13 protein-coding genes are annotated in these 14,693 nt (G+C 65.6%); 7 read left to right on the top strand and 6 right to left on the bottom strand.

Annotation, left to right across the window (positions count from 1 at the left end; genetic code table 11):
* Positions 1-40: 40 nt before the first annotated feature.
* The 3 genes from guaB1 (at position 41) to JOE66_RS07455 (ending at position 4,167) form a co-directional block, all read left to right on the top strand.
* Entirely contained in the window at positions 41-1,480 is a 1,440-nt protein-coding gene (guaB1, locus tag JOE66_RS07445; protein WP_205108139.1) for a GMP reductase, read from the top strand.
* A 208-nt stretch (positions 1,481-1,688) separates the two neighbouring features.
* On the top strand, positions 1,689-3,134 hold the full coding sequence (locus JOE66_RS07450) for a hemolysin family protein (protein ID WP_205108141.1): 1,446 nt from the start codon (positions 1,689-1,691) through the stop codon (positions 3,132-3,134).
* Complete coding sequence (locus JOE66_RS07455) at positions 3,127-4,167, top strand: hemolysin family protein (RefSeq protein ID WP_205108143.1); 1,041 nt, start codon at positions 3,127-3,129, stop codon at positions 4,165-4,167. Before JOE66_RS07450 ends, JOE66_RS07455 begins: the two co-directional genes overlap by 8 nt.
* Before the next feature lie 16 nt (positions 4,168-4,183).
* On the opposite strand, the gene JOE66_RS07460 is transcribed toward JOE66_RS07455, so the two are convergent.
* Positions 4,184-5,263, bottom strand: coding sequence for an NADH:flavin oxidoreductase/NADH oxidase (locus JOE66_RS07460; protein ID WP_205108145.1), 1,080 nt, complete (start codon positions 5,261-5,263; stop codon positions 4,184-4,186).
* A gap of 108 nt (positions 5,264-5,371) precedes the next feature.
* On the opposite strand from JOE66_RS07460, the gene JOE66_RS07465 reads away from it, so the two are divergent.
* Complete coding sequence (locus JOE66_RS07465) at positions 5,372-6,226, top strand: ADP-dependent NAD(P)H-hydrate dehydratase (RefSeq protein ID WP_205108147.1); 855 nt, start codon at positions 5,372-5,374, stop codon at positions 6,224-6,226.
* Between the two features lie 36 nt (positions 6,227-6,262).
* Here JOE66_RS07465 and JOE66_RS07470 read toward each other — a convergent pair whose 3' ends face one another.
* Positions 6,263-7,012, bottom strand: coding sequence for a YceI family protein (locus JOE66_RS07470; RefSeq protein WP_205108149.1), 750 nt, complete (start codon positions 7,010-7,012; stop codon positions 6,263-6,265).
* 192 nt (positions 7,013-7,204) lie between these two features.
* Between JOE66_RS07470 and JOE66_RS07475 the strand changes: the two genes are divergently transcribed.
* The 3 genes from JOE66_RS07475 (at position 7,205) to JOE66_RS07485 (ending at position 10,268) form a co-directional block, all read left to right on the top strand.
* Positions 7,205-8,488 (top strand): glycosyltransferase 87 family protein, encoded by a 1,284-nt coding sequence (locus tag JOE66_RS07475; RefSeq protein ID WP_205108151.1) that lies wholly within the window; start codon positions 7,205-7,207, stop codon positions 8,486-8,488.
* Entirely contained in the window at positions 8,488-8,853 is a 366-nt protein-coding gene (locus JOE66_RS07480; protein WP_205108153.1) for a thiamine-binding protein, read from the top strand. Before JOE66_RS07475 ends, JOE66_RS07480 begins: the two co-directional genes overlap by 1 nt.
* A gap of 134 nt (positions 8,854-8,987) precedes the next feature.
* Positions 8,988-10,268, top strand: a complete 1,281-nt coding sequence (locus JOE66_RS07485) for an MFS transporter (RefSeq protein ID WP_205108155.1) — start codon at positions 8,988-8,990, stop codon at positions 10,266-10,268.
* On the opposite strand, the gene JOE66_RS07490 is transcribed toward JOE66_RS07485, so the two are convergent.
* From JOE66_RS07490 to metX, 4 genes are all read right to left on the bottom strand, one after another.
* Entirely contained in the window at positions 10,217-10,921 is a 705-nt protein-coding gene (locus tag JOE66_RS07490) for a response regulator (protein ID WP_205108157.1), read from the bottom strand. The genes JOE66_RS07485 and JOE66_RS07490 overlap by 52 nt on opposite strands.
* Positions 10,922-10,965: 44 nt before the next feature.
* Entirely contained in the window at positions 10,966-12,207 is a 1,242-nt protein-coding gene (locus JOE66_RS07495) for a membrane-associated sensor domain-containing protein (RefSeq protein ID WP_205108159.1), read from the bottom strand.
* Positions 12,204-13,349: a sensor histidine kinase gene (locus JOE66_RS07500; protein ID WP_205108161.1), complete on the bottom strand. Its 1,146-nt coding sequence runs from the start codon at positions 13,347-13,349 to the stop codon at positions 12,204-12,206. The genes JOE66_RS07495 and JOE66_RS07500 overlap by 4 nt, the downstream gene beginning before the upstream one ends.
* A 118-nt stretch (positions 13,350-13,467) precedes the next feature.
* On the bottom strand, positions 13,468-14,673 hold the full coding sequence (metX, locus tag JOE66_RS07505) for a homoserine O-acetyltransferase MetX (protein ID WP_205108163.1): 1,206 nt from the start codon (positions 14,671-14,673) through the stop codon (positions 13,468-13,470).
* Positions 14,674-14,693 lie beyond the last annotated feature (20 nt).

The following is a 14,693-nucleotide window of genomic DNA, read 5'->3' on the forward strand; positions in this document are numbered from 1 at the left end:
CGCCCGACCCGGTTCAGGCGAACAGGTCTAGCGTGGAGGCATGAAGTTCTTGTCACCGTCAGAGAAGACAGACCTGACCTACTCCGACGTCTTTCTCGTGCCCAGGCGCTCGTCGATCCAGAGCAGGCTCGATGTCTCCCTCGCACCCGAAGACGGCACAGGCGCGACCATCCCCATCGTGGCTGCGAACATGAACTCGGTCACCGGGCCCCGCCTGGCTGCAACGCTCGCCCGGCGCGGCGGACTCGGGGTGCTTCCCCAAGACATGCACCTGCAGGATCTCGACGCGGCCATCCGCTGGGTGAAGGACCAGTCGACCTCGTACGACACCCCGTTCGACTTCCGACCCGGCGCGACAGTCGAAGAGGCGCTGACCGTGCTCCCGGCCGTCGCTGGGCAGGGAATCGTGGTGCACGACGATTCGGGCAGGTTCCTCGGCTGCATCCCTGCACTCCGGCTGGCGTCGGCCCTACCCGATGCGTCGCTTGGCGATCTGCTGCACGGTTCGCTCACCTCACTCTCGGCCGACGACCTGGACTCGCCTCGCGAAGCATTCGATGCGATGGTCGCGGCAGACCTCGATTTCGCCCCGGTCATGCAGCACGGCCGTGTGATCGGCACCCTGAGCCGAACAGGGGCACTACGCTCGACGATCTACGAACCCGCTGTCGATTCCCACGGTCGACTTCGCGTCGCGGCGGCGATCGGTATCACCGGCGACGTCGCTGCAAAAGCGCGAGCCCTGGCGGCTGCCGGTGTCGACGTCCTGGTCCTGGACACCGCGCACGGCCACCAGGATTCGATGGTGGCCGCGATCCGCTCCGTGCGTGAAGCGGGCCTCGGCCTGCCGATCGTGGCCGGTAACGTCGTGACGGCAGAAGGGGTCCGGGATCTCGCAGAAGCGGGCGCGACGATCATCAAGGTCGGTGTGGGGCCAGGGGCGATGTGCACAACACGCATGATGACGGCCGTCGGCCGCCCCCAGTTCTCTGCAGTACTCGAGACGGCTGCGGCCGCAACGCTCTACGGGGCCACGGTCTGGGCTGACGGGGGAGTGCGGTACCCCCGCGACGTCGCCCTCGCGCTGGCGGCAGGTGCCGCGTCCGTGATGATCGGGTCGTGGTTCGCCGGCACGATCGAAGCTCCGGGCATGCTTCGCAGGGATGCGGGGGGTCGCCTCTACAAGGAGAACTACGGCATGGCATCCGCCAAGGCGGTCACCGACCGGTTCGGCCGGCTGGGAGCCTACGAGCTCGCCCGCAAACAGCTCTTCGCCGAAGGGATATCGAGTAGCACGATCTATCTCGACCCGCTGCGGCCGTCTGTCGAAGACCTGCTCGACATGATCACTTCGGGCATCCGCAGCTCGTTCACCTACGCCGGGGCTTCGAGTGTCGCCGAGTTCCAGGAGCGTGCGTACGTCGGAATCCAGTCAGCTGCCGGCTACGAAGAAGGCAAGGCTCTCCCCGTCAGCTGGTAATCACGCAGGGTACGGCCACCCAGGTCGAACTGACGCGACACGCCCTCGAACTCGCGGCGGGAGGGCGTGTCGCGTCAGCTCGGGCGGCTTAGATAGCCGGGGCGGGCGATTCCCCAGCGTCGTCGATTGTGAGCCGGTACAATCGAGGTACCCATGGATGACCCTCCCTCACCCCGCTTGACGTATTCGACCGCCGACCGCTCTGCCCATGTGGGTGACGTCCGTGGGTACTGAGCTTCTTCTCCTGCTGCTGGGCCTGGTGCTCACTGTCGGTACCGGGTTCTTCGTCGCCAGCGAATTCTCCCTCGTGAATCTCGACCGGTCCGACCTCGAAGGTCGACAGGAGCGTGGTGAGAAGGGCCTCGGCGCGTCGATCGCGGCGCTGAAGATCACGTCGACGCATCTCTCCAGCGCCCAGCTGGGAATCACGCTGACGACCCTGCTGACCGGTTACACGATGGAGCCGGCGTTCAGCAGCCTGCTGCGCCCTCCACTGGGTGCGCTGGGGCTCTCGCCAGACGCGATCACGATCGTCGCCTCGACCCTGGCCATCGTCATCGCCACGCTGCTCTCGATGATCGTGGGTGAGCTTGTTCCGAAGAACTTCGCGCTGGCCCTGCCGATCCAGACAGCGAAGCTCGTCATCCCCTTCCAACGCGTCTTCACAGCGGTGTTCCGCCCCGCGGTGACACTGCTCAACAACAGCGCGAATGCGATCATCCGGGCCTTCGGCATCGAGCCGAAAGAGGAACTCTCCGGCGCCCGAACCGCCGACGAACTCTCGTCGTTGCTTCGCCGTTCGGCCCTGCAGGGCAGCCTCGACGTCGACACGGCCACGCTGCTGAACCGCACCCTGCTCTTCTCGGGCCGCGACGCGTCAGATGTCATGACGCCCCGACCGCGCATCGCCGCCCTCAAGCGAACCGATTCGGCCCAGGCCGTGCTCGACCTCACCCGCACCACGGGGTACAGCCGCTTTCCCATCGTCGACGAGAGCATCGACGATGTGGTCGGCATCGTTCACGTGAAGCAGGCGGTGGCGGTGCCGAGGGCGAAGCGCGGCGACGTTCCCGTGGTTGCCCTCCAGAGCGAACCGCTCAGGGTGCCTGAGACCATGAACCTCGACGTGCTGCTCGGGGAATTGCGCGGCCGCGGTTACCAGATGGCCATTGTGCTCGACGAGTACGGCGGAACTGCGGGGGTCGTCACCCTCGAAGACCTCGTCGAAGAGCTCGTCGGCGAACTGAACGATGAACACGACAGAACCCGGGCCGGCGTCATCAGGAGCACCAATGCGATCTCGTTTCCCGGCCAGCTCCGGCCGGACGAGGTTCTCGAACGTGCCGCCGTGCGTGTGCCTGAAGACGGGCCCTACGAGACTGTTGCCGGTTTCGTGATGAGCGAACTCGGGCGGCTTCCGCAGGTAGACGACGTCGTGCAGTTGCCCGACGGCGAATTACGCGTCGAGAGAATGGATGGCCGGCGAATCGATCGCATCAGATTCACTCCGACCGTTCCCGGCCTCGCCGGTGAGGGGGCAGGTGCCCCGGCACCTGCAGGTCAGGCAGCTCCGGGTACGGAGGATGCGACGTCGACGACGAACTCCGCCTCGAGCAGGTCTCGCGAATCGACCAGGGGTGAGAGTCATGTCTGATTGGGCCGGAATCGCGTGGCTGTTCGTGCTGCTGTTGGTGAACGCGTTCTTCGTCGCCGCGGAGTTCGCGGTCATCTCTGCACGGCGCTCGCAGATCGAACCGCTGGCAGAAGGCGGAATGCAGCGTGCCAAGACAGCACTCTGGGCGATGGAGCATGCGACCCTCATGCTCGCAACCAGCCAGCTCGGGATCACCGTAGCCTCGCTGCTCATCCTGAACGTGTCGGAACCGGCGATCCACCACCTCCTGGAGGGGCCTCTCGGCCTGACCGGATGGAGTGAGGAGGTCACCGGAACGGTCGCCTTCGTGATTGCGCTCGTTGTCGTGTCATTCCTGCACGTGGTCATCGGCGAAATGGTGCCGAAGAACCTGTCGTTCTCGCTCCCTGACAAGGCTGTGCTGCTTCTGGCGCCGCCGCTGGTCTGGATCGCACGCATCCTGCGGTTTGCCACCGTGGGGTTGAACGCCACCGCAAACGGTGTCGTTCGCCTCTTCGGGGTCGAACCGAAGAGTGAAGCCGCGAGCACCTACACGCTCGACGAGGTCTCCAACATCGTTGCGCAGTCCACCAGGGAGGGCGTGCTCGACGACAACTCCGGCGCGTTGCACGCAGCGTTCGAATTCACGGAGAAGAAGGTCAAAGCCGTTGCGCTGCCACTGGATCGACTGGTCACCCTCGGACCCGGCGCAACTCCTGCCCAGATCGAGCACGAGGTCGCCAAACACGGCTTCTCGCGGTACGTGCTGGTCGATGGCGAGGGCCAGCCGACGGGGTATCTCCACCTCAAAGACGTCATCGACCTCGATGATGACGAATATGACAGGCCCGTTCCCGCCAAGCGCATCAGGCAGCTCGCATCGATCTTCGATGGCACCGAACTCGAAGACGCCCTGGCCACCATGCGCAGAACCGGCGCCCACGTGGCTCGCGCGTTCAACGAACACGGCGCGACCACCGGCGTGCTCTTTCTCGAAGATGTCATTGAGGAACTGGTCGGCGAAGTCCAGGACGCCACCCGGCGCGACTTCTGACGCGACCCCGTGAGTTCTAGAAGGCGCGCTCGTACTGCTTCGGGAGGTAGTCGAGGGTGACGCCCAGCTCGGCAGCCGCGTCGAGGGCGAAGTGGGGGTTGCGCAAGAACTGGCGCGCCATCATCACGACGTCGGCCTGGCCGCTCGTGACGATAGTGTCGGCTTGGGCTGCGGTCGTGATGAGTCCCACGGCGCTGACTGCCACCTCAGCCTCGTCGCGAACATGAGTCGCGAGCCCGACCTGGTAACCGGGGCCGAGGGGGATCGTCACGCCGGAGAAGTTGCCGCCGGAGGAGATATCGAAGAAGTCGGCGCCGGCAGCGGCCGCCCATGCCGTGACGATCGCCGTCTGCTCCACATCCCAGCCGCCTGATTCGACCCAGTCCGTTCCCGAGAGCCGAACAAGGATCGGCACGTCCTCGCCGACTTCGTTGCGCAGCGCGGTGACGACCTCGAGCAGAAGTCGGGCACGGTTCTCGAGGCTGCCACCATAGGCATCCGTTCGCGTATTGCTGAGCGGCGAGAGGAATTGGTGGATCAGGTACCCGTGGGCGGCGTGGACTTCGAGTATGTCGAACCCTGCGTCGACTGCCCGGCGGCCGGCAGCCCGAAAGTCATCGACGATGCCTGCGATCGCGTCGACGGTGAGTTCTTCAGGAACGTCGTAGCCGGGGAACGCCACGGCAGACGGGCCGACGGCGCGCCAGCCCCCCTCCGACTCCGGCACGGTGCCGTGCTTGCCCGACCAGGGACGATTCGTCGAAGCCTTGCGGCCCGCATGGGCCAGCTGGATGCCCGCCACAACGCCGTGCTCGTGGAGGAATGCCGTGATCCGGGCAAACGCGGCCTGCTGTTCGTCGGTGTAGAGCCCGAGGTCGTATGCCGAGATCCGACCGACCGAGTTCACGCCTGTCGCCTCCGTCAGAATCAGCCCGACTCCGCCGGTGGCGAAAGAACCGAGGTGCGTGAAGTGCCAATCGGTGGGTACGCCGTCGCGCTTCTCGACCGAATACTGGCACATGGGCGCGACCCAGAGGCGGTTGCGAACTGTGGTGTTCCTGATCGTGATCGGGGAGAAGAGTGTGGGGTTCGACATGTATTTCACCTTTCGTCTGCCCAGAGTCAAATACCGCTGGGCGCACGGTTATTCCGCGATCACCGAGAACGCGCTGTGTCGGGCATCCGTCCGTCCTATCGTTGGAGCATGACTGCACCCACCGAAGTTGTGTCGTGGCGCGATTTCACGATGGCGGATGCCCGGGGCTACCTCGCCGCACCGACCCCCTCTGACGACAAGTACTCCCGCGGCGTCCTCGGTGTCATCACCGGTTCCCGCGCCTACCCCGGCGCCGCGGTGCTCGGAGTCGAAGCGGCCAGTCGCACAGGCCTCGGTATGGTGCGCTACCTCGGGCCGGGCCGCGCAACACGTCTGGTGCTCCAGCGCAGGCCGGAGATCGTGACAGCGCAGGGGCGGGTGCAGGCGTGGCTCCTCGGTTCCGGGATGGATGCCGCGGCCCGGAGTGGGCGCGTGACAGCGGAGTTGGTCGCGGCACTGGGGCAGGGGCATCCTGTTGTCATCGATGCGGGCGCACTGGACCTCGTGCACGCAGGTACGGGGAGCGTGGTCATCACACCCCACGCCTCGGAGCTTCAGCGAGTGCTGGGGGAGTGGGGGGTCGACGTCAGCGTGACGGCCATCTCCGAAGACCCACAGGGCTGGGCGCAGCGGGCGGCCGAGCTTCTGAAGGTCACTGTCCTGCTGAAAGGGCACGTCACCCACATCGCGCAGGGGACCCGCGGCTATCGCGTGACGGCGCCCACGACCGAGCTCGCGGCCGCTGGGTCGGGCGACGTACTGGGAGGCATTCTCGGCGCCCTGCTGGCGACCCACGCCCAGGCGATCAGCAACGACCCGAGCGTGATGGCGCGGCTGGCCGCAACGGCAGCAGTCGTGCACGGGCTGGCCGGCGAGAAGGCATCGGGTGGTGGCCCGATCGTGGCCCTCGACATAGCGGAATCGGTTCCCGCCGTGATCTCGGGGCTCCGCTCGTCGTACTGATGGGGGCACTGGCGTCGGGCCGCACTGCCCACCGGTTCAGGGCCGGGTTGCCACCAGAGAGAAGGTGACCGAGCCGGAGTCGTTCACCGATGCGAACCCCAGGTCGGGAGCAGTCACGTCGTAGTCGGCGAAGATGATCGGGATGCTGCCCTGCACCGTGACGCTGGTCGCCGAATGACTGACCTGGAGATCGACCGAGACACTGTGGGTGACACCGTGCATCGTGAGGGTGCCGGTGGCGTGGATCACCGTCGGTGCGGAGGGCGACGACGGGGTTGATGGCGATTCAGTTCCTGTAGTCGCGGCGGCAGGCGAAATGAGACTGAAGGTCGCCGTGGGTGACTCCGCCAGCTGCGCCGTCTTTTCGGCCATCGTGCTGTGGAGAAGACTGTCGGCCAGCGTGTTGCCCGTGGTCACTGAGCTCACGTCGACGCTGGCGTCTGTGGCGGTTATCGTGCCGTTGTCGACGGTCATCGATCCGGAGACCTGCGACGTCACACCGGAGAGCGTGACGCTCGTGCCACCAAGATCAGCGCCAACCGAGTACCCTGCCCACGATTCGGCCGAGAGTGCCCAGGAGCCGGAGAGGCCAGGAGGGTCAGTCAGCGTACTGGCCGAGCCGTCGGTGATCATCGGCAGTGCACTGGGCGAGGTCGTCACCGTGCCGTCGGATGCCGTGCCGTCAGCTCCCGTTCGGGACAGTATGGGCATTGCCACGGCGGCAACGATCCCGAGCGATACAGCCACTGCACCCACGCACAGGGCCGCACTCAGCAAACGTCTCATCGTGGAATCCAGCTAAACAGCAGGAGGTGGCTGCTTGCTGGGAGAACAGGGCGTGTGGCCTGTGCCTGGCATCTGAAGTCGCCGTGCATCTGGATTTTTGTAGGTCTGGCCTGTGCCATGCCGGGCCTCCGAACAATTCCGCTTCTGAGCGGCCTCCCGTGATCGCACAGCGTCTACGCCTATGATTGCGAGGTGCGTCGACTGGCTGAAAACACCCCGCTCCTCTGGTCGGTGTTCGCTGCGATCCACATTTTCCTCGGGTACGTGGGCCTCACCGCCGTCACACTGCCGTGGGGTGACGTGACCATCGTGTACAACTCGTGGATCAGCCATGGGCTCGAGGGGTACTGGGTCGGTATCGACGGCCCCTGGGTCTACCCGATTCTTGCGCTGGTGCCGATGATCGCGGCGATGAGCCTGGGCAGCGGCCTCTACGGTGTCGGCTGGCTGGTGCTGGTCACCCTGGCCAACGCCATGGTTCTGGGGTTCCTGCTCAACTCCCGCGCGACGTCGGTTCGCCCGGTTCAGCCGGGAATCGATGCCCGTGGCGGTTTCGGCCCGCGAATCCGTTTCTACACGGCGTGGTGGTGGCTGGCCTTCCTCCTGCTGCTCGGCCCCGTGGCCCTCGGCCGGATCGACACCTTCGAGGTGGACCTGGCCATTGTCGGTCTCCTGCTCGTCATCCGGCGACCCGCTGTCGCCGGCGTGCTTCTGGCCCTGGCCACCTGGGTCAAAGTCTGGCCCGCGGCCCTGATCGTTGCGGTCATCATCGCGACGAAGGCCCGGCTCCGCGTTCTGGTCGGTGCCGCCGTGACCGCAGTCGCTGTCGCCGTCATCGGGTTGATGCTGGGTGCAGGGGCCAACCTGTTCAGCTTCATCACCCAGCAGACGGGCCGGGGCTTGCAGGTCGAAGCACCGATCAGCCTGCCCTGGATGTGGATGACCTACTGGGGTGTGCCCGGATCGACGGTGTACTACGACCAGGACATCCTCACGTTCCAGGTCAAGGGAATCGGCGGCCCGATCGCCGACTTCCTGACGACGCCCCTGCTCGCGATCGCCGTGCTGTGTGTTCTGATCCTTGGGGTGTATGTCGTGCGCTCAGGAACTTCAGTGACACGGGTTCTGCCGAGCCTGGCGCTTGCCGTCGTGACTGCGCTCATCGTCTTCAACAAGGTGGGTTCACCCCAGTTCATGCTCTGGATCAGTGCCCCGGTGATTCTCGGACTCATCTGGCAGGGCCGGGAGTTCCGCCTGTTCGCCGTTCTGACGGCCGCTCTCGCCGCATTGACGCAGGTCATCTATCCCTATCTGTACGACTGGTTGCTCTCCCTCGACCCGCTGATGTTGTTGGCGCTCACCTCGCGCAACATTCTCGTTGTCGTGCTCTTTGCCCTTGCCGTGCGGTCTCTCTGGCGCACCCGGGTGCGATCGACCGATGCGGTTCTCGCCGCATCAGAAACGGTGAAGATCTGATGCTTGTTGCGTTCTCGGTTGCCCCGTCTGGTGTGGGAATCCGGAGTCGGTCCGGTTCGACGCCCACGTCGGAAGGCGACTCCGCTGCCGGTGCGGTCGGTGACGACGCTTCGGTTCACGATGCAGTGGCGGCAGCCGTCCGGGTCGTGCGCGACTCCGGCCTGCCCAACCACACCGATTCGATGTTCACCACCATCGAGGGCAGCTGGGACGACGTCTTCGACGTGGTCCGCCGCGCAACCGAGGCCGTCGCGGAGTACGGCTCCCGGGTCTCCCTCGTTCTGAAGGCCGACATCCGGCCGGGCTTCTCCGGGGAACTGGACGCCAAGGTGGAGCGACTCGAGCGAGCGCTAGACAGCCCCTGACGGCCGGCACTTGCGACAGCTCCCGACGCCCAGACCGCGCGACGAGGAGCCCGCGTCGTAAACAGTGTGTTACGCCGAGCCTCACCGAGTCGAATCGATTCGATTTCGTGGTCACAGCGATCTATCATGAAGCAGTGACTTCTCTTGCCCCGGGTACCGCCTCCCTCTCCGCCGGCCGTGTGCGACTTGCGCTCCTCGCGCTTGCCCTCGGGGGTTTCGGCATCGGGTGTACGGAATTCGTCGCGTTGGGCCTGCTGCCGAACCTGGCCCACGACCTTCTGCCCGCGGTGTTCGCAGCCTCGACCGAGCAGGCCAATGCCCAGGCCGGGCTGCTCATCACGGCGTACGCCGCCGGTGTCGTCGTGGGTGCACCGACGATCGCCGCAGTCGCGGCCCGGTGGCCCCGAAAGATCGTGCTGGTCTGGCTGCTCGCCGCCATCATCGTCGGCACGCTGGCCAGCGCCACACTGCCCTCGTTCGGACTGGTGGTTCTGGCCCGCTTCGCCTCCGGATTGCCCCATGGCGCGTACTTCGGCATCGCCGCGCTGGTCGCAGCGTCGCTCATGGGGCCGGGCAAGCGAGGTCGGGGAGTCGCGCTCGTCCTCGGTGGTCTCACAGTGGCCAACGTGATCGGGGTCCCGTTCGTGACCTGGGTGGGGCAGACCTCCGGCTGGAGGGCCGCCTACCTCGTTGTCACGGCGATCTTCGTGCTGGCCCTCGTCTCGGTGATCCTCACCGTTCCACGGCTGCCCGGAGACAGGAACGCGACACTCCGAAACGAACTCAGTGTCTTCCGGAGATCGCAGGTGTGGTTCGCGCTCGGAATCGGGGCCATCGGGTTCGGAGGCTTCTTCAGCGTCTACACCTACGTCTCTCCGATCCTGACCTCGATCACCGGCCTGCCAGAGTTGTTCGTTCCCTTCGCACTGGCCTGTATCGGAATCGGCATGACCGTCGGCAACTTCCTCGGCGGTGCCGCGGCCGACCGCAGCGTGAAGCGGTCGATGGTGATGTTCTTCGGCGTGATGATCGTCGCCCTCGTGGCCCTGGTGCTGTTCTCGAGCACCCCGGCAGGGTTGTTCATCGGGATCTTCTTCGTCGGGCTGGCCGGGTCGGCGATCTCGCCGATCATCCAGACCCGCCTGATGGACGTCGCCGGCGACAGCCAGTCGATCGCCGCAGCACTCAACCACTCGGCGCTCAACACGGGGAATGCACTAGGGCCGCTCCTGGGTGGAATCGTGCTCACGGCGGGACTCGGCTACATCGCGCCGATCTGGGTGGGCATCGCTCTCAGTCTGTGCGGTGTGACCCTGGCACTGCTGGCCTTCGCCGTGGAGCGGAGAGGCCGTGTCTCGGCACCCTACTCGGCTGAAGTCGAGGATTCCGACAGCGAGTCGTTGCTGGCGACATAGTCATCGTGCAGCAGCAGGCCGTCCTGAATGGCGCGCTTGCGCAGGGCGACCTTTGTTCCCACGTCGATTCCGAGAACACGGTACTTCTCCCGGATGCGCTTCAGGTAGCTCTTGGCCGTCTCCTCGGAGATGCTGAGCTGCTCTGCGACCTGCTTGACGGGTTCGCCGCCGCCGTAGAGGGCCATCACGCGGCGCTCCTGGGCGCTCAGTTTCGGGGCACCACCCATCTCCCGGGCGCTCAGCGCGAGATCGAGTTCGCTCGAGATGAAGGGTTCGCCCTTGGCAGCGGCGCGGATGGCTTCGACGATCATGTCGGCCTCTTCGCTCTTCACGAGGTAACCCAGCGCGCCGGCCGCGAGTGCCTCGCGGATCACGACGGGCTCCGAGTACGTACTCATCAGCACCGTCTTCACGCCTGCTGACTTCAGGGCGCGAAGCTTGACCGAGATCGGCAGGTTGTCTTTGAGGTCGAGGTCGAGGAGAACGACGTCGACCGGGAATTCCGGGTCGGTGAGCAGGTCGGGCCAGGTCGTCACCGCGGCGACCATGCTGATGTCTGCCGCAGCCCCACGGATCCATTCGGTGAGAGCCCCGAGCAGCATCCGGTGGTCATCTACTATCGCCAATCGAATCGTGTCATGTGACGCGGGCATCTGTGGCCTTCCTGGCGGAGCGTGTGGGTCGTGCTTCGTTCATCTTATGATTCCGGTGTGTCAACCTGTACATTAATGCGAATGTTCAGGGAACCGTGTCGGACGGTTTCCACATGACTGCCTACGCGGTCGAGGGCCCCCCAGATCGTCACATCGATTCTGCTTCGGGGAATACCGGTGACGTCGATCTCGAGCGGAAAGAGAATCTGGTCGAGCTTGTTGCTCGCATCGTCGTCCTGCTGGGGTCCGATGGTGATGGAGATCTCGGTGCGTTGTCTCGAGGGAGCAGCGGCGATCAGCCAGATCGCCGAGAGCAGCCCTTCACGCTGCTCCTGCGAGAGAAAGCCGGCCAGGCCGGTCTGGTCATAGAGGTCGACCGTGGGACTGAGCACTTCGGAATCATCGATGGCGTGCTGCAACCAGGTCTGGCGTCTCCCGGCGACCAATCGCAGGCGCAACTCGCTCGCGAGCGACGACGCGGCGGCCGCCTGCTGGGCGTTCAGCGGCAGTGTGATCCGCCCTGAGGCCACGTCGCTCAGCAGTTCTTCCGCGGTCATGTCCAGGCGGGCGAGCTCGTCTGAACCGAGGATACCGATGGCAAAGTGAGGCGAGGATATGGTTGCTTCGACGAGAGTGCGGTCGAGCTCACGATCGATGAAGCGGCTGAACGATTTGACGATCAGGATGGCGATCAGCGTGGGCGCGAGGGCCGCGACGATGACCTCGATCTGTGGCTTCGTGCCCTCCGGGCCAGTTCCGACGCCGACGATGGTGACGATGAACAGGAATCCGGCAAGCACCAACGTCGCCAGAATGAGCTGGTTGAGCGGCCGGTACGCCACCAGCGCGAGAAGAGTGGCACCCGAGCCCACGATGACGGTCACTTCCGGCGTGCCCGAGGTGAAGCCGTTTGCCGAGACGACGTCGATGATCACCGCGACGCCGAGCAGGGCGAGCACGAGGGCGAAGACGGGAGTCGGCAGGTAGCTCCCACGCGAGTTGGCGACAACGACGGCGGTGACGAGAGCACCCGCGGTGAGGATCCAGGCCACGAGGGTGAGCCACGGGTTGTCATAGGCACCCCAGCTCAGGATGAAGATGGCGAGCCCGCGAACCGAGAGGATGACCGCAGCGACGATCGCGCCGATGCCGAGGTAGCCGATGCCGATGCGGGAGTCCGACGCGACGTCTTTGCGCAGTGCGTCGATGGCGTCGGGTCCGAGGGTTCGCGCACGCACGAGCCGGGTCAGCAGCCCGCTGGTCGCCTCGTCGCCCTCTGACTTCATCGTGGTACCTCCAGCACCACGGTCGTGCCGGCGCCGGGGGCGGAGAAGATGCGGGCGTTGCCACCGACGTCCCTGATGCGCGCGACGACGGATTCGGCGATGCCCAATCTGCCCTTCTCGACCTCGCCCATGTCGAAGCCCACCCCGGTGTCGGTCACCATGGCCCGAACCCCTGCAGCGTTCTGGGTGATCGTCACATCGGCAGAGTCGACACCGGAGTGACGACGCACATTCTCCAGGCATTCGCCGAGCGACATCAGAAAGGCACTGCGCACAGGCTGGGGTAGCGTGATGTCGCCATCGCCGTGCCAGTGCACGGTCAGGCCGCGGCGCTGGAACCGCTGCTGCAGGGCACGGATGCTGTCGGTGACCTCCGCCACCTCGTTCGACTGCAGGGTGTAGCCGCCGGATGACCGGGGCGCGGGCGTCTCGCCGAGACGAAGCTGTCGCAGCAGCACGGCGTCTTCTGCGGCCTGGCTCCGCAGGGCATCCGGATCGACGCCCACGCCGGAGTGGGCCAGGAGGGTCAGGGTCGCCAGTACGGTGTCGTGCAGGAGCCGTGCGCTCTGTCGGCGCTGGGCCTCGAGTTCACTTGCACGGCGCTCCGCCTGGTGTGCGGTGCCGAGGCGCGCGATACGGGTGCGGGCGCGCCTCACGCTGTCGTCCAGCCATACTCCGACGAGAACGTTCACCGACCAGCCGACGATGAAGATCGTCAGGGCCTGGGTGCGCACGTCGGGACTCATGACAGGCAGCGTGGCCGCGAGGTTCAACAGGAAGAAGACGATCAGCACGATCCGGCCAGACCGCGAGGACTGCAGGATGATGGCCATCGCACCGATACCTCCGCCCGAGAGCAGAAGGACGGCGCTGAGAATCGACGGATGGCTGCCTTCGATCGTGCCCAGAAAGGCACTGAGCAGAAGGCCGGAGAGCGCCGCAGCAGCGCCCCAGACGAGCGAACCGGTTCGGTTCATCATGAAGTAGCTGAGCACGATGAGGAGATAGGCCGGAATCGCGACCCACACGGCGAAGGGGGGTACATCGCCGGCCAGGCCGAAGCAGGCCAGGGAGGAGACGGTGAAGACGGTGCCCTCGAGCCACGCCGCCGTTCGAAGCAGCGGTTCCTGGTGTTTGATCATGTGGTGCCCTGGGCGCTGGGCCCGAACCGAGCAGACGACGCTGTGCGCAGGTACAGCTTCGCGGCGCGCATCATCGCGTCTGCACGCAGGAGGTCGGTCACACTGTCGATGCTAGCTGTTACGAGGTCAGCAGACGTTTCAATTGCGCGCCGACGGTGTCGTATTCGATGAGAAAGCCGTCGTGGCCGAATCGTGAGGAGATCACGTGCGCCTGCGTGCCGTCGATATTGCCTCGGATGTGACGAGCAATGAGCTGCTGGTCCTCGACCGGAAACAGCCGGTCGCTGTCGATCCCGATGATGAGCGTTGTCGCTGTGACCCGGCGGAGTGCCTCGATCACACCGCCCCGGCCGCGGCCGACATCGTGCGAATTCATCGCCTCGACCAGGGTGATGTAGGCGTTCGCATCGAAGCGCCGCGTGAACTTGTTGCCGTGAAAGTCGAGGTACGACTCGACCGCGAAACGCCCGTGGTGGCCGAGGGGGCTGATTCCGCTCTGCCAGCTCCGTTCGAATCGGTCGTTGAGTTCGGTCGGGCTCCGGTAGTTGAGGAGGGCCATGCGCCTGGCCAGGGCGAGCCCCTGGTGCGGTCCCTCGCCGATCTTAGCGTCGTAGTACGAGCCGTGATGAAAGAACGGGTCCGCACGGATGGCCTCGATCTGCACTGAATTCAAGGCGATCTGGTCGGCGCTGGACACGGAGGGTGCCGCGATGATCGCCAGCCTCTCGGCCGTCTCCGGGTATTCGATGCCCCACTCGAGCACCTGCATCCCGCCCATCGAACCACCGACGACGGCAGCCCAGGTCTGGATGCCGAGCACGCTCATCAGGCGCCGCTGCGCCCGCACCTGGTCACGGATGCTGGTGTACGGAAATCGGGAACCCCACTCTTCACCGTCAGGCGCGAGGGAGGCGGGGCCGGTCGTGCCCTGGCAGCTGCCCAGCATGTTCGGGGCGACGACGAAGTACCGGTCGGTGTCCAGCGCCAGGCCGGGGCCGACGATACCGCTCCACCACCCTGCTGTCGGATGCCCGGGGCCGGCGAGCCCCGTAAGGTGGCTGTCGCCCGTGAGGGCGTGCGCCACCAGAATCGCATTGTCCCCGTTGACGTTGAGCCTGCCGAATGTCTCGTACGCGATACGGACATCGGGGACGAATCCGCCGCTTTCGAAGCTCACATCACCGATGTGCGCGAATCGGCGGTTTCCGACGGGGTCACCGTCGCGCCAGGCCCCGGTGGCAGCGGGCTTTCCGAGGATCGACCGGATCTGCGCATCCGTGATGAAATCGCTCGGTACGGTGTCTTCAGATATCTGCCAGTCCATGGTCAGTCCATTCTGGCTGA

Source organism: Subtercola frigoramans, from assembly GCF_016907385.1.
Lineage (GTDB): Bacteria > Actinomycetota > Actinomycetes > Actinomycetales > Microbacteriaceae > Subtercola > Subtercola frigoramans.

What these genes read in the sequence shown, in the direction of transcription:
- metX (WP_205108163.1), bottom strand. Translation starts at nt 14,673, where the DNA reads ATGGACTGGCAGATATCTGAAGACACCGTACCGAGCGATTTCATCACG.
- JOE66_RS07470 (WP_205108149.1), bottom strand. Translation starts at nt 7,012, where the DNA reads ATGAGACGTTTGCTGAGTGCGGCCCTGTGCGTGGGTGCAGTGGCTGTA.
- guaB1 (WP_205108139.1), top strand. Translation starts at nt 41, where the DNA reads ATGAAGTTCTTGTCACCGTCAGAGAAGACAGACCTGACCTACTCCGAC.
- JOE66_RS07450 (WP_205108141.1), top strand. Translation starts at nt 1,689, where the DNA reads ATGTGGGTGACGTCCGTGGGTACTGAGCTTCTTCTCCTGCTGCTGGGC.
- JOE66_RS07500 (WP_205108161.1), bottom strand. Translation starts at nt 13,349, where the DNA reads ATGATCAAACACCAGGAACCGCTGCTTCGAACGGCGGCGTGGCTCGAG.
- JOE66_RS07495 (WP_205108159.1), bottom strand. Translation starts at nt 12,207, where the DNA reads ATGAAGTCAGAGGGCGACGAGGCGACCAGCGGGCTGCTGACCCGGCTC.
- JOE66_RS07465 (WP_205108147.1), top strand. Translation starts at nt 5,372, where the DNA reads ATGACTGCACCCACCGAAGTTGTGTCGTGGCGCGATTTCACGATGGCG.
- JOE66_RS07455 (WP_205108143.1), top strand. Translation starts at nt 3,127, where the DNA reads ATGTCTGATTGGGCCGGAATCGCGTGGCTGTTCGTGCTGCTGTTGGTG.
- JOE66_RS07490 (WP_205108157.1), bottom strand. Translation starts at nt 10,921, where the DNA reads ATGCCCGCGTCACATGACACGATTCGATTGGCGATAGTAGATGACCAC.
- JOE66_RS07480 (WP_205108153.1), top strand. Translation starts at nt 8,488, where the DNA reads ATGCTTGTTGCGTTCTCGGTTGCCCCGTCTGGTGTGGGAATCCGGAGT.
- JOE66_RS07460 (WP_205108145.1), bottom strand. Translation starts at nt 5,263, where the DNA reads ATGTCGAACCCCACACTCTTCTCCCCGATCACGATCAGGAACACCACA.